The sequence below is a fragment of the Parasaccharibacter sp. TMW 2.1888 genome, from assembly GCF_023167265.1.
Lineage (GTDB): Bacteria > Pseudomonadota > Alphaproteobacteria > Acetobacterales > Acetobacteraceae > Bombella > Bombella apis.
The window spans coordinates 14689-29240 of sequence record NZ_CP030979.1 but is presented as its reverse complement, the minus strand read 5'-3'; the positions used below and the strand labels follow the sequence as shown (position 1 = coordinate 29240).

Here is a 14552-nt window from a genome sequence, read left to right as displayed (position 1 = left end):
GGATACCTGAAAAGAAGAAGGGGCATTATCCACTTCTGGATAATGCCCCCATCTGTGAGAAGACCGTATGATCTGCCTCAATCTTACTGGTTGAAGGCCTTCATGACGACACGACGCAGCGCATCGGCTGACTTGTTGTTGACCTGCATCCGCACGACGATGTCTTCCGGCCCGACGACCTGATGGTAATAGGAACGGTTCGCCTCACTATCGGGTTTCAGCTTGCTGCTGCCGAGGGACACACCAGCAAAAACCCCCTTCATCTTCTGCATGGCATAGACTTCCTTGGGGGTGTTCTGCGTGCTGCTGCTGTCATTGCCAAAAGCAGCATCGGCACTGGCGTCAAAGCTGAACTCGTGATCCATCAGGTTCAGGAGTGCTTTCTGGGACGTGATGAAGAAGAAAAGCTGGCTGTGCTGATAACCAGCCTGAAGACCAAAGGAGCCTGCGCTCAGGTTATAGAAAGCCGGGTCAGACCAGGAATTGTTGGCACCACGGGCCAGCAGGACGCAACGCCCACCGGTACCACCAACGATGAGAGACATCTTCGTGACGTCGGGACAGATCACGACGGCTTTTGTCTCGCCAAGTACATGGGCCGTCTTTTCCTTGACTTTGGAGTCAAGCAGAGCGGACTGCACGGCGAATGTAGCCTTGTTTACGAGAACCTGCTGTTTGGAAATCTTGGCAGCGGCTGCGTCACCGGCGCAGGCGCTCATGGCGAGCATGCCAACACCCGCAGCAATGGAAACAGTCCGTGAGATGTAGGAAAATGACTTGGACATCGGAAACCTCTCTGTAGGCTGAAAACGGATGCACGTTGGAACTATAAACTTAATCTAGTGTAACGCCTAGTGTCTTCGAGAGGGTTGCCGCAACCAGCGGGGCACAGGCGAGGATGGTCGTACGCTGCGTCAGGCCGCCCATTTTCAGGAAAGGTGACACGCGGGCTCCAGCTTCATCAAGAAGGACCAGGGCCGCAGCAACATCCCAGAGGAAGATGACGTATTCGTGATAACCATCCGAGCGACCACAGGCAACGTCAGCCAGAGCGAGGGCGCCAGACCCCAGCGACCGTGGCATGACCCCCTTGTGCAAAAGGGCCTGCATCTTTTCGGGGTACCAGCCTTCGGGGACGTAGGGTGACCAGCCAATTTCCACCATGGCTTCATTCATCTTGTCGGTTGTTGATGCCTTGATGGGGGCTCCATTGAGGAAGGCGCCTTTTCCCTTTCTTGCCGTAAAGCTTTCCCGGATGGCTGGAGCTTCTATGATACCTGCCACCGGGACATTCCGGTGCATGAGGCCTAGAGAAATGCACCAGCGATTACGGCCTCTGGCATAATTGGATGTGCCATCAATAGGGTCTATGACCCATCGGAAGAGTCCGGATGAGCTGCCACCATGCTCTTCTCCCAGAAAGGCATCCTCGGGGAAGAGGGCTCCCAGACGGGCCGTGACAAACTGTTCCACGGTCCTGTCTGCTTCAGTCACGTAGTCCTGATGGCCCTTGAGATCAGCGGCTGGCTTACCGGGGGCAGGCTGCATGTTCAGGGCCAGGGCCGCAGCTTCCTTGATGATGGAACAGGCCGCATGAAAGCGGATGTCGATGGCGGTATCCGTATCGTATGTGATGGGCATTCATGAATCCTTGAATATGGCAGCTGCGACGTGTCCGGGGCAGAAAAGTACAGGAAGATGCTCCGGCTGTCAGCCATTCCAGAGGAACAGTAGCTCTTCCACTGGAGAGGGCAGCTCTGTATGGTGGAAGATGATTTTATGAGCATGTATCCGTAGGATGATAAGAGATGAAGCTGTTTAAAATGGACTATTGGCGTTCGGCCATTCTTCATGCTCCTTTTGAGCAGGTTATCCGGCAGAACAGTCTGGACGACATAGACATGACGTTCCTGCCGTCCTGTGGAAAGGATGGGTTTCTTGCAGATCCTTTTGGTCTGTGGGACGGGGGACGCTTGCATGTTTTTGCTGAGTATTATGATTACAGCCAGGCCAAGGGTGTCATTGAGGTTCTCATTTACGATGAGTCCTTCGCCCTGCAGGAGCGTCGCTGTGTCCTGAGTGAGGATTGGCATCTTTCTTATCCCTATGTGTTCCGGCACGAGGGAGTGACCTACATGCTGCCGGAGGCCTACAAGTCCGGGCGTCTGACACTCTACAAGGCAACATCCTTTCCCTATGAGTGGCAGCGTGTGCCCATGTTCGACTTCCCCATTGGAGCGATTGACGCTACCCCACTTCATTATGCTGGACGCTGGTGGCTGTTCTGGACACCACCTGCCCCTAAACAGGCACGGCAGAGCACATTGCACATTGCTCTTGCAGAAGAGCTGACAGGCCCATGGTGCGATATGGGGCATTTTCTGATTGACCGCAGCGGTGCCCGTCCGGGAGGGACGCCGTTTGTTGAGGGCGATGAAGTGTTCCTGCCAGTGCAGGATTGTTCGGAGACATATGGCGGTGGCATCCGTCTGCTTCGGATCAGTGGCTTTGGTAAGGGGAGGCCGTCAATTTGCGGGGGGGATTCCGTCCCAGTGCATCTGCCGGAAATCAGGGACTATCCAGACGGCATGCATACTCTTTCTGCCGCTGGAGATGTAACGCTGGCGGATTTCAAGAAAATACGCCGCGGACTGGGACCTCTTCTCTTCAATATCAAGAGACAGATTTTGAAGTAAGATCGTGTTTCTCTTCATGCCGTTGTCAGAATGGGGCGGCATGAAGGGAAATGTCAGGGGTGACTCAGCAACTGCTCTGCGAGAGCTGCATCAGCGGGTTTGTCAACGTCGACAGCAGCTCGGCCGTCAGAGAGAGGGATAAGCCGTATTCTGGCGCCCGTAAGGGCATGTATGCGTTCTTCAAGCCTGCGGGAACTGAGCGTGCGCGTAAGGGTACGCAGAATGGTCGGCAGCCCCAGAATCATGGCCATGCGCAGAGGCTGTTTCCGGTAACGCTGAAGACGCTGCCAGAGCGCAACTACGGCTTTCGCCTGTGGAGTAGCCAGCCAGAAGAGATTGCAGCCTGAAAACTGAATATCTGCCAAGCGGATGTAGGTCCGCTTGGTCTGGGGTACGTCCCGCAGGATTGTCTCCTTCAAGGCGACACCGGCCGTCAGGTCGACATTGGCTGTCCGACTCTTTTCGATGAATTCCCTGACCCACTCCGGGCGGAGCAGAGCATGGTCTGCCGTCGTGACGAGGCAGGGCGTGCCGATGGCGTCGAGTGCCTGGGCAACACTTTCGCTTGGAGAGGGGGCAGACCGCAAAAGAGTGATGCGATCCCCCAAATGGCTCAATAGACCGGGCTGTTCGATACTGACCCATATTGGCCCGATTTCAGGAACCTGTTCAAGCGTATGGAGAACACGCTCAATCATGGGGCTGTTTGCAATGGGTAGCAATGCTTTGTGAGATACCTGCCCCATGCGGGCCAGAGGGTCACGCTCGCCGTCACGCGACCCGGCCAGTATCAGGACTGGAATGTTCATGCGCTCTTGGAAAGTTCTTCGTTCTTGGGAGCACGGGCAGGGTCCGGCCGGTCACGGGGAGGGGCACCTGTCCGCCGCATGACCCAAGGATAACGCTCTGCCTCTTCGACCGTGTAGCCCAGATTGAAGACATACGGGCTGCGGGGGCGTTCCTTGGCGGCCCGGTAAAAGGTACCCATCAGGCGATCTGGCAGATAGTTGGTGATGCCGTAATTGCCATCTTCATCGTGAAAATGGTGCAGGACATGGAGCTGCTTGATGTACACCACCCACTGCCAGCGGGGTTTGTAGGCCAGATGCTGGATGCAGTGGAAAAATTCATAGATGCAGGTCATGACCAGCGCTGTGGAGAGTGCTGAAAAAGCTCCACCCCAGCCGCCAATCAGCCAGCCTATGGGCATGGTGATGACCATCATGGTCGGAACTGTGTTCAGAGGAGAGCCGAACAGGACTTCGAGCAGATGGGGATCCTGGTGGTGGTCAAAATGGATACGCTTCCACATGGAGGCTGTGATGGGGTTCCGGTAGAACCAGCGTCCGTGCAGGATGTAACGGTGGATGATGTACCAGGCTGTCGGATAGACAGCGACAATGATGGGAATGGGGATGAGGACTCCCCACCAGCTGTGACGCAGATACAGGCTAAGTATGGCCGTACCGATAATCAGGGCAAAATAGAGCAGGATTGTCGGATAGGTAAGGTAAGCCGCCCATAACTGCGAAAGATTCATTTTTCCCAGATCATAACTCCTGCCTTTCTGCATGAGAGTCGTGCCCTGGAAAAATTGTTTGAACGTACTCATTTTTCCTCCATCCGCAGTATCCATGCCAGACCAAACAGGGCTGCCACGATCTGGCCCGAACTTATAGCGATTAATATGGGAAGGGAACCTGAATTTCCCAGAGCCGAGATCATGCCCTGTAGAATGACCACTCCCAGACCAGCCGCCATCACGTACACCGGCAACGGGTTCCGCAATCCCGCACGCGGCGGAATGTAGGTGATGGGCAGAGTGATGAGAAGCATCACCGCCATCTGCACCGGCAGCATCAGTGTAGCATATAATGCCATCAGATAATTTGACCTAGGTAAATTGGATGGCACTTTTCCAGAGAAAATTTTCCAGAACTGATGCGGGGTATAATACACGCCCTGCAATGTCATGTTGATGATCTCCTGCGGGGATGCCGTCAGGGTGGGAGGGGGCGGTTCGCTGCTCAGCTGAACCTGTGTCTGTTCGTTGGAAACGGTCAGCTGCCTGGCGATGCCATGGTTGACCCAGTGTCCTCCTTCATGGACCAGATTTTCATAATACTGGGCTGCGGTCAGGTTTCCGTTCTCGGCCTGACGACGGTAGAAGATGACCTTGGAAAGGTTTCTTCCACCATGGCTGATGGTTTCAACATGGATGATGTCTGTTCCGAGGCGGAACCACAGGCTGTGTAGATCGTCAGTGGCATTGGCCTGTGTTGCGCCTTCGTTCCACCAGCGGTTGAGTTCCTGCTCACAGGGGGGAATGACCCATAGTTGCATGGCCATGCAGATGACGCCAAGCAGGAGTGGAATGGGCAGAAGGTAGCGGAACATGTTGAGGGTAGAGAGCCCGGCTGCCCGCAGCACGGCAATCTCGCTGGAGAGTGCCATCTGAAGCAGCGTGAACAGGCCCCCGATCATGACCGAGAGGGGCATGATTTCAACGATGAGTGTTGGCAGGTGCAGGCCTATGTACCGGAACAGGCCGCTAATCCCCAGATGCCTGTCCAGAATGGTGGAGGCATCATCCAGCAGGGCAAGAATCTCGAGCAGGGCTGTCAGCACGCCACAGCATAGGAGAATCTTTGTCAGAAGCGGCTTGAGAAAGACCTGAAGCAGGGTGGGATTGGAGGGCAGGACTCTCATGGTGACGTCCTGTTCAGGAGTACCGGTTTTCTGTGACGCCAGGAGACCTGGGAGCGTGCCAGAAGGGCTGCCGTGCAGCCAATGCAGAAGAGGAATTCGGGAACCCAGATCGTCAGCCAGACGGAGGCTTTTCCATTTGTGGCCATGCTGTGCCCAAAAAGGAGAACCTCATTGAAGCCGACCAGAATGATGGCGAGCATGATCTGCCCGACCACGGATCGGCGACGCTTGCGCCCGATGGCGAAAGCGATGGCAAGCAGTGGAATGAACATGATGCTGATGGCCCGTGCCAGACGGAAATCCATTTCGGAGCGGAGCACGATGTAGGAAATGCGTGGGGAGCCGTGGCGGAGGGCCTGGAACAGCTCGGGTGTGGTCATTTCCCGTTCATCATCACCACGGGATCGAAAAGCTTTTCGGCTTTTGCTGCGTTCGATGACACGGGCTATATGTTCAAAATGGGTAACGGTAGCATGGTCGTCAGGCACATCTGGTGTGTTAACGTGAATGACCTGCCCATCCCAGAGGTCGAGCTGGGTGGCCTGGTCCCGCTCAGAAATGGTCAGCAGCCCTCTGGGAGCCGTGATGAGCTCAGCTTTTCCATTATCCTTCAGATTGCGGATGAAGATGTTTTTCAGACGGGCCCCACCATGGTCGACACGGTCTGCTGTCAGCATGGTGGTGGAAGATGTTGAGGCGAACATGCCAGACTGAAGGTGGGGTGCCCAGCCCGTATGTTTGGCGAAATAGAATCCTTCCCGGTAGTCATATCGGGCAATCGGTTGAATGTAGCCGTACAGGAGCAGGCTGAGGGTGGCCAATATGGCCCCGACCTTGATGTAAGGCTGGCTGATGCGCAGCAGGGAAATATGGCCGGCACACAGCACGTCAATCTCGTTGTGATCGCTCATCCGGTTGACGGTCATGAAGATTGCGATGCAGAGGGCAGCCGGTAGCGCCAGTCCCATATAATGGGGCAGGAGATCGCTGAGAAGCGTGATCAGTGTGGCAATGGAGCTGCCGCTGCTGGCCAGATGGTTGAACAGCGTCAGCAGTCGCTCCAGCAGCAGGGCAACAAGCATAGTCCCCAATGCAATCGTGAAGGGGGGAATCAGCTGCTTCAGCAGGTAGCGATCCAGTGTTGGCAGGGTACTTCGTATCAACATGCAGGCTGCCTTGCCGAAATGCTGGAGAAGCATTCCATGTGGGAAAAGGGGTGCCCCGTGTGGTCTCGGCGGATGAGCCTGATCTGCCATCCTTCTTCATGCGGGGTAAAGGTAAGATGGTTCCATGAGGCCCTGCGCTCGGGATTCTGGCTGTTCATGGCCGCAGCGCCGACCCCCAGAAGGGGTATGTCTGTCCCCTCGACGGTGGTTATGGTTGCATCGTGAGAGTGTCCGTGCAGGACCAGTTCTGCTCCATGGCGACGCAGGAGGCTGGACAGGGCTGGCGTGTTGATCAGGGATTTCCTGAAAGGCAGCAGCTTTTTGCGAGGGGGATGATGAAGCATGACAACCCGGCAGTATCCTTCTTCACCCAATTTCGCAAGAAGGCTTGCCAGTTTTTGGCGCTGTTTCCTGTCGATGCGTCCGTAGGCGGTAAAAGGAGGGGTTGGCAGGGCGGAGTTGAGCCCGATGACGGCGACCCTTCCGAAAAAACGGACAAAAGGAAAGGCACTGTCGGACCACGTTTCCCACTGTGCCAGGCTGTTCCTGTAAGAAATGGGTGCCATGAAGTCATGGTTGCCTGGTACGACGACGGGAGTGAGAGGCAAGGTGGACAGCCAGGCAGCCGCCTGACGATATTCTTCCTTCGTGCCGAAATTTGTTATGTCGCCGCTGATGAGCAGGGCAGAAAGTTCCTTGTGGGAGGCGATGTTTTCGAGCAGCTCGGCTGTGACGGATGGTAGCAGGACATGCTTCCGTCTGCTGACCCAGAGAATGCGGCTGAGCAGACGTTTGTTGAGGAAGGCAGACCATGCGATGGTGGGGGGAGGCAGATGCGGGTCTGACATATGGGCCAGACAGACAGAAAGGTCACGCCGGGAAGATGCAGTGGCGGACGGGTCGGAAAGCATTGTTGCACCATATCCATGAAGGGGCGGGTGATCTCTCAGGAGAAAAACTCCTTGCTGGCCCCCTTAGCATAGCCATGTTAAAGGGGTTCGGCCAGCGTATGAAATAGCCTGGCTTTTTTATGTTTCTGGGCGGATGCGTGGTGGATAGATGCAGAAATTGATGAATGTCGTACAATCGGCCCTGATACATAACCCCAACAGCCGCAAAAATGCTCAGGACAAAGGGCAGTTCGTGCGAATGGCACGGCAAAAAATGGGGGATTTCTGCGTATCTGCTCTAAATGACAGCCATCTCCCTGCGCATCTGACTGAACTGAAAAGCCGGGGTGTGGATCTGATTGCCATCAGTGGGGGGGATGGTACGGTCAGTGCCTGTCTGACAGCGATTGCTTCTGTCTATCATGACTGTCCCCTGCCGTCCGTGGCCATTCTGCCTTCCGGCAATACCAATCTCATAGCCGGTGATGTCGGGTTCGGCCTGCATGGCGAGGCCGCCATTGATCGTCTGTTGCGCCCTGAAGGGCTGAAAAGCTGTATTAGGACGCCCATAAGATTGTCCTGGCCGGATGGAGAACGGCCTTCGGTACTGGGCATGTTTGGTGGCTGTACGGGATATGCCAGAGCTGTCCGTATCGCTCATTCGCCGAATGTCCTGAAATTTGCTCCGCATGATCTTGCTGTTTTCTTTACGCTCTTCAGCAGCATGGCGAGCCTTCTTTTCCGTCGCAGCCGCCATTCCTGGATGAATGGGGACAGGCTCTCCTGGTCGGCAGAGGGAACGGGATTGCCTGTGCCAGGCAGGGAGGGGCGCAGCTTCCTTTTCATGACGACAGCGCTGGAAAAACTGTCTCATGGCATCTGGCCATTCTGGAATGAAGATACCAGTAGGGACGGGTTCCATTTTCTTGATGTCCATGCGTTTCCTGAGGCGTTGCCGAAGGCCTGTTTCAACCTTCTGAGGGGGCGGGCACCGGAATGGCTGCGGGCACACAAGGATTACACGAGCGCTACTGCCCGGGCGATGCAGCTTGAAACAGACAGTGATTTTGTTCTGGATGGTGAGGTCTTTCCAGTTTCTGCCGGTGGCCGCCTGAAACTGGAAGAAGGACCGGCCTTTCGGTTTGTCCATGTCTGACATCATCAGGAAGACGCTCATCAATGAGCTGACAACGCCCGTAGCTGGAGAGCTCGCCCAGTTTGCAGAGGCTGTTGCCAGCCGGCTGCGCAGGCCGCCGCTCGGTGTCCTATTTTATGGATCGGTTCTCCGCAAGGTTGATCCCGAGGGGATCGTTGATTTCTATGTCATCACAGACCGGCCGGAAAGTCTGGGTGGACATGCCTTGGCCCGTATGGCCAATCGTCTTCTTCCCCCCAATGTCTATTACATGGAACATGAGGTAGAGGGGCGGACCATACGGGCAAAAGTTGCCTTTCTGTCCATAGCGCAGTTTCTCGGGCGCAGTACGCTTTTTACAGTGGATACGACCATATGGGCCCGCTTCTGCCAGCCGGTGCGTCTGGTCTGGGTACGTGATGCTGGAAGTGCTGATCGTCTTTTACAGGCCATTAGCCAATGTGTGATTACGGCATCCTGCTGGGCGGCCTTGCTGGGACCTGAGCAGGGCAGGGCGGACGTATATTGGCACGATCTGTTTGCCCATACCTACGCTGCCGAGCTGCGTGTGGAAAAGAAGGGACGCAGCCACAACCTTCTGGCAGGAAGAGAAGAGCGATACGAAATCCTGCTGAAAGCAGCCTGGAGGCAGGCCTCCCTGAGCTATGCTGCGCAGGGAGACGTTCTGCTTCCCCAGCTTACGGCTTCAGCGAGAGACAAGGCAACACGGGACTGGGGAAGGGTGAAAGCCTTTGGGAAGCCGTTGAACGTGGCACGTCTCATCAAGGCAGCGTTTACGTTCAGGGATGGGGTGAGCTATCTGCTGTGGAAAATACAGCGGCACACGGGACAGACGATCCACGTATCGGTTTTTGAGAAAAGGCACCCTATTTTGACCCTGCCGCTTTTTCTTTGGCGGGCCCGGCATCTCCGGTCAGGGAGATCATGACAACGGCCTGATGGGGATGCTTATCAAAAGAAAAGCCCCCAAAGCGGAATCATGATCCTGCTTTGGGGGCTCCGGCCTGTCGGGCGGGATCAGACCAGCTTCAGTTCTTTGGCGATGGTGCCGAATGTCTCTACGGCCCGGTCAATTTCGGCAGCAGAATGTGCCGCCATGACAGAGCAGCGCAGCAACGGCCTGTTGTCCGGCGTTGCCGGAGGCAGGGAGAGATTGACATAGACTCCGGCATCAAGGAGTGCGTTCCAGAAGGTAATGGCCTGCGGAATATCTTCCAGCGTGACGGCAATGACCGGGGAGACGAAGTTGCTCGTGTTCAGTCCGACAGACTTGAATCCCTGATGCAGTCGGGCTGCATTATCTTGCAGTTTCTGGCGCAGATCAGGACGGTTCTGGATTTCCTCGAGAGCCGCCAGGGTTGCTGCGATGATTTCAGGTGGCAGCGAGGCTGTGAACATATAGGGGCGGGAGCAGAGGCGCATGAGATCAATTTCATCATGATCCGTTACGCAATATCCTCCGACCGTCCCGAGAGATTTGGAGAACGTTCCGACGATAAAGTCGATATCGTCCTCACAGCCCTGCATTTCTGCAACGCCACGGCCATGCTCGCCCAGCACACCAAAAGAATGGGCCTCATCTACCATCAGGGGAATGTTGTGGCGCTTCTTGACCTCGACGAACTCCTTGAGGGGAGCGATGTTTCCCGTCATGGAGTAGATGCCTTCAGCGATGATCAGGCGGGCCCCGGTCGTTTTGGCTGTTCTGGCGACACGCTTCTCCAGGTCCGCCGGGTCATTGTGCCGGAAGCGGATGACCTGTGCCCCAGAAAGGCGGGCTCCGTCATAGATGGAAGCATGGCTGTCAGCATCGAGAAAAAGAATGTCATCCTTGTTCACGAGGGCTGAAATCGTCCCCAGATTGGCCTGGTATCCTGTCGAGAACACCATGGCGTGTTTTTTTCTGAAAACGGACGTCAGAGCCTTTTCCAACTGCTGATGCAGTCCGAACGTACCATTGGCAATGCGGGAGCCTGTAGTGCCCACGCCCATGGTTTTGGCCGTATGGATGGCTGCATCCCGTGCTGCGGTGGATTGGCTGAGACCAAGATAATTGTTGGTACCGAAGAGAAGGGTTTCCCGCCCCTCGATGATACCGACCGTAGCGGAAAGAGGGCGCTCTATCACGACGCCAAAAGGATTCCTCGGGCTTGCAGCCATGAGGGAGTCGTAATTTCCCTTCAGAGTGGCGTATTTGTCAAAAATGCCAGCGCTCATGCCTGTTCTGCCTTGATGGTATGCAGACAGGAAGCGAGATCTTTGATGGTACGGATGTCTGCAAGCTTGTCGAGAGGGACGGAGACATCAAGCATATCCTCAATCTCCATCACAAAATTCATGACGGCGAGACTGTCGAAGGCCAAGTCTTCCACGATCCGACTGTCTTCGGAAATGTCGCGTGGCACTTTCGGGTTTTCCAGAAGTTTCTGGAGAATCATGTGAGAGATATCAGCAACACTGTCTGTCATGTCTTGTCCCTTTGTGACCAAGCGAAGAAGGAAGACCAGCATGACCTTCCTTCTCATATTTGGGAATGGCCTCTTCAGCTCTCAGGCGAATTCCTTGTTGAGGTACATGGCCCTGGCACGAGCCCGGGTCAACTTTCCCGATGAGGTCTGGGGCAGAGACCGTGGCGGCACCAGCACCACATCCACATCAATACCATGTAGACGGCGGAACAGGGCAACCAGTTCTTCTTTTAGTCTGCTACGGGGTTCTTCTTCCGTGTAGCGACACTGGACCAGCGCCACAACTCGCTCTCCCTGGCCATCTTCAACCGAGAAGACGGCGACATCACGGGAACGGAGAGAGTCGACTTCATGCTCTGCGGCCCATTCCAGGTCCTGTGGCCAGATGTTTCGGGCATTGATGATGATGAGATCCTTGGCACGCCCGGTAATGACGATCTGGTTATCAAGCATGTAGCCGATATCGCCAGTATTCAGCCACCCATCCCCGGAGAAGGCCTTTGCCGTTTCGTCCGGGCGGTTGAAATAGCCTTTCATCAGGCTGGGGCCGCGGACATGGACGGTGCCAACCTGACGTTCCTTCAGTGCCTTGCCGGAACCGTCACGCACTTCGATCTGATGTCCGGGCAGGCAGACGCCACACAGCACGAAGTCACGTGCCGTATCGGTACCTTTCTCAGCCGGCTGCGCATAATCTTCCCGTTCCATGATGGAGAGGTCGACCGTATCTGTACGCAGCCCGGTGTTGAGCGGGGCAAAGCTGATGGCCAGAGTTGTTTCGGCCATGCCATAGCTGGCGACGAAGGCCTTTTCATCAAAGCCACGTTTGGCAAAAGTCTCGGCGAAATTGTGGATGATGTGCGGGCGGATCATATCACCGCCGATACCGGCCACACGCCATGAGGAAAGATCAATATCCTCTCGGGCGCCACGGCGGGCGCAGAGCTCGTAGCCAAAGGAAGGACTGTAGGACATGGTTGCCTTGTTGCGGGCAATCAGCTCCAGCCAGATATGCGGACGGCGTGCAAACTCCCGTGTGGGCAGGAGATCGACAGAAAGCTGGCAGGTCATGGGCGTCAGGAAAAAACCGACAAGCCCCATGTCATGATAAAGCGGCAGCCATGAGACGCAACGGTCATCCCGCTCATCAGAGCTGGGATAGACTTGGAGACCATGACGGGCAATGGCGTGAGCATTGGCCATTCCGGCTTGCTGCGTCACACTGATGCCCATGGGAAAGCGAGTGCTGCCCGATGAAAACTGGAGGTAGGAGAGAGCATTCTCACTGATTTCCGGCAGCGGAATATCCTTTTCCTCACAGGCTGTCAGTTCAGCCGGGGACCCGCCAAAGAGAAGGGAAAAACCAGCGATGATATCGGCTGTCCAGTCACCGATGACCTTGGGGACGACAACGGCTCTGGCATCCGCACTTGTGATCATGCCACGCAGTGTCTCGATGTACCCTTCCTTGCCACCAAAAGCGACAGGGAGGGGCAGGGGGGCGGGGACGAGACCGGCATACTGGCAACCGAAGAAAATGCGGGCGAAATCACCGTCACTTTCCGCAACAATGGCCACCCTGTCTCCCGGCTCCAGTCCAAGGCCGAGCAGGCGGCGGGCCATGGCATGGGCCTGCTGTCGCAGCTTGCTGTAGGGGAGGACTTCCAGCAGGGTTCCCCGTCCAGAATAGATATTGAAGCCACTGGCCCCCTGTGCTGCGTAGTCAAGGGCAGCGGGGAAGCTGGGGAAGTCTCCATAGCGGCGCTCGATGCCGGAGCGGCTCGGGGTGATGGAGAGTGTGGGAGTGGGTTTCTGATTGGCCTCGGTCAAACCTGGACTAGCTCCGTTTGGACCATCGGACTGAACATCCTGAGGCCCCTGCGAAATCAAAAAAACTTGACCCCTGTTCATAGGGTAAAGACCACTCTGCGCCCGCAGAGCAGTAATGCTGTGCCCTGTCTCTAATACAGAACACCCCTCTGCCTCAAGCATATGTCATGATTTTCACCGACAAAATTGCTGCCCTCTGGCGGGAGGCTTTGTCTTCCTTCCTGAAAACTGGGAGAAAAGCCCGGAAAACAGGGAAAAAACGGTATGGGATTTTATCATTAAATAATAATTTCTAAGGAAGATATTTCCTGTAAGATCAGGGCGCCTGATCTTGGACAGCATGAGAATGAGAGGCCAGAGAGATGCATTTCTGCAAGCAGACAAGTGCCCGTCTGACGGTGGATCTTGCCGCTATCAGGAGGAACCATGCGTGGTTGGCGGAGTGCGTACGGGGTGCGGAATGTGCTGCTGTGGTCAAGGCTGATGCTTATGGGCTGGGTGTGCGGGAGATTGCCTCCAGTCTTGCTGACAGGGTCCAGACCTTTTTTGTGGCCCAGCCGGAGGAAGGATGCCAGCTGCGGAGACTGCTGCCGGACAAGAGGATTTTCGTGCTGCATGGCTTCCTGACAGGGCAGCCGGAAACGATGGTGGAGCATGGTCTGATCCCGGTTCTGAACAGTCTGGAGCAGGTAAGGCAGTGGCGGGCTTTCTGTCATGGGGAGGGACAGGATCATCCGGCGGCTCTTCAGTTCGACACGGGCATGTCCCGTTTCGGGGTTTCGAAAGATGACCTTCGCGCCGAGGTTCTGAGAGGGTTGAAGCCGGTTCTCGTCATGAGCCATCTGGCCTGTGCTGACCAGCCGGATGACCCTGCCAACAGGGAGCAGCTTCAGCGTTTTCTGGCCATGAGTGCAGTTTTTCCCGATGTGCCTCGGTCATTGGCGGCTTCTTCCGGCATTTTCCTGGGAGCTGACTATCATTTCGAGATGGTTCGCCCCGGTATTGCGCTTTATGGCATTCCGCCGCATGGGGAGAGCTGCCCACTCGTGCCAGCCATTGGGCTTGAGGCTCAGATATTGCAGGTCAGGACTGTCGAGGCAGGGGGGAGTATCGGGTATGGCCTGACCTATCGTGCAGAGCGGCGCAGGCGTGTGGCGACTGTTGGTATTGGCTATGCCGATGGCATCTTCCGTTCTTTTGCCCGGGATGGTGCCTTGTGGTGGGGAGATAAACGTCTGCCTGTTCTCGGACGGATTTCCATGGATAGTCTTTCCGTTGATGTTACGGAGCTGCCGGATGAGGTTGCCCGGGAGGGTGTATGGCTGACACTCATCGGGCCGCAGCAGGATATTGCTACGATGGCCGAATGTGTGGGTACGATCGGTTATGAGGTGCTGACGTCTCTGGGCTACAGGTTTGACCGTTTTTATAATGGTTCGTGCCGGTAATTGTCTGTCAGTTTCTGATCTGTTGATGGCCAAGAACAGAACTGGGTAATGGTATGGGCTGGATCAGCCCAATGCACTATATGGTCGCAGCATGGGATGCACATTGCCATTGGGTTCTGTGAGGTCATATGATTGTGGCGTCATGGATGTTTGATACGTTGAATTTGCTGGTATGTATGGCTGGTCGTT

14 protein-coding genes are annotated in these 14552 nt (G+C 55.7%); 4 read left to right on the top strand and 10 right to left on the bottom strand.

From position 1 onward, the window contains the following. Positions 1-83 precede the first annotated feature (83 nt). Together DTQ13_RS00115 and DTQ13_RS00110 are read right to left on the bottom strand one after the other, a co-directional pair. Positions 84-785 carry a lipid-binding SYLF domain-containing protein gene (locus tag DTQ13_RS00115; protein WP_052349055.1) on the bottom strand — a complete coding sequence of 234 codons (702 nt, stop codon included), beginning with the start codon at positions 783-785 and terminating at the stop codon, positions 84-86. Between the two features lie 49 nt (positions 786-834). Next, positions 835-1641: an inositol monophosphatase family protein gene (locus tag DTQ13_RS00110; RefSeq protein WP_043560076.1), complete on the bottom strand. Its 807-nt coding sequence runs from the start codon at positions 1639-1641 to the stop codon at positions 835-837. 167 nt (positions 1642-1808) lie between these two features. On the opposite strand from DTQ13_RS00110, the gene DTQ13_RS00105 reads away from it, so the two are divergent. Beyond that, complete coding sequence (locus DTQ13_RS00105; protein ID WP_043560078.1) at positions 1809-2696, top strand: hypothetical protein; 888 nt, start codon at positions 1809-1811, stop codon at positions 2694-2696. A 53-nt stretch (positions 2697-2749) separates the two neighbouring features. Here the strand turns inward: DTQ13_RS00105 and DTQ13_RS00100 are convergent, their stop codons facing one another. The 5 genes from DTQ13_RS00100 to DTQ13_RS00080 are packed head-to-tail and all read right to left on the bottom strand — an operon-like array spanning position 2750 to position 7482. After that, positions 2750-3505: a nucleotidyltransferase family protein gene (locus DTQ13_RS00100; RefSeq protein WP_248460674.1), complete on the bottom strand. Its 756-nt coding sequence runs from the start codon at positions 3503-3505 to the stop codon at positions 2750-2752. Next, positions 3502-4308, bottom strand: a complete 807-nt coding sequence (locus DTQ13_RS00095; RefSeq protein WP_248460672.1) for a sterol desaturase family protein — start codon at positions 4306-4308, stop codon at positions 3502-3504. Before DTQ13_RS00095 ends, DTQ13_RS00100 begins: the two co-directional genes overlap by 4 nt. Further along, a complete protein-coding gene (locus DTQ13_RS00090; RefSeq protein ID WP_248460667.1) occupies positions 4305-5405 on the bottom strand; it encodes an LptF/LptG family permease in 1101 nt (366 codons plus the stop codon). The genes DTQ13_RS00095 and DTQ13_RS00090 overlap by 4 nt, the downstream gene beginning before the upstream one ends. Further along, entirely contained in the window at positions 5402-6571 is a 1170-nt protein-coding gene (locus DTQ13_RS00085) for an LptF/LptG family permease (RefSeq protein WP_081563172.1), read from the bottom strand. Before DTQ13_RS00085 ends, DTQ13_RS00090 begins: the two co-directional genes overlap by 4 nt. Next, entirely contained in the window at positions 6565-7482 is a 918-nt protein-coding gene (locus DTQ13_RS00080; RefSeq protein ID WP_192848218.1) for a metallophosphoesterase, read from the bottom strand. Before DTQ13_RS00080 ends, DTQ13_RS00085 begins: the two co-directional genes overlap by 7 nt. Before the next feature lie 148 nt (positions 7483-7630). Here DTQ13_RS00080 and DTQ13_RS00075 point away from each other — a divergent pair, with 148 nt between their 5' ends. Together DTQ13_RS00075 and DTQ13_RS00070 are read left to right on the top strand one after the other, a co-directional pair. Next, the gene (locus tag DTQ13_RS00075) at positions 7631-8617 is read left to right on the top strand and encodes a diacylglycerol kinase family protein (protein WP_248460666.1); all 987 of its coding nucleotides are present in this window, start codon (positions 7631-7633) and stop codon (positions 8615-8617) included. Further along, positions 8610-9545 (top strand): hypothetical protein, encoded by a 936-nt coding sequence (locus DTQ13_RS00070; protein ID WP_248461255.1) that lies wholly within the window; start codon positions 8610-8612, stop codon positions 9543-9545. The genes DTQ13_RS00075 and DTQ13_RS00070 overlap by 8 nt, the downstream gene beginning before the upstream one ends. Positions 9546-9634: 89 nt before the next feature. Here the strand turns inward: DTQ13_RS00070 and spt are convergent, their stop codons facing one another. From spt to DTQ13_RS00055, 3 genes are all read right to left on the bottom strand, one after another. Continuing rightward, positions 9635-10834: a serine palmitoyltransferase gene (spt, locus tag DTQ13_RS00065; protein WP_043560089.1), complete on the bottom strand. Its 1200-nt coding sequence runs from the start codon at positions 10832-10834 to the stop codon at positions 9635-9637. Next, on the bottom strand, positions 10831-11085 hold the full coding sequence (locus DTQ13_RS00060) for an acyl carrier protein (RefSeq protein WP_043561221.1): 255 nt from the start codon (positions 11083-11085) through the stop codon (positions 10831-10833). Before DTQ13_RS00060 ends, spt begins: the two co-directional genes overlap by 4 nt. 81 nt (positions 11086-11166) lie before the next feature. Next, entirely contained in the window at positions 11167-12915 is a 1749-nt protein-coding gene (locus DTQ13_RS00055; RefSeq protein WP_248460656.1) for a fatty acyl-AMP ligase, read from the bottom strand. Positions 12916-13277: 362 nt separating this feature from the next. Between DTQ13_RS00055 and alr the strand changes: the two genes are divergently transcribed. Beyond that, positions 13278-14363 carry an alanine racemase gene (gene alr / locus DTQ13_RS00050; protein ID WP_248460655.1) on the top strand — a complete coding sequence of 362 codons (1086 nt, stop codon included), beginning with the start codon at positions 13278-13280 and terminating at the stop codon, positions 14361-14363. Positions 14364-14552: the final 189 nt, after the last annotated feature.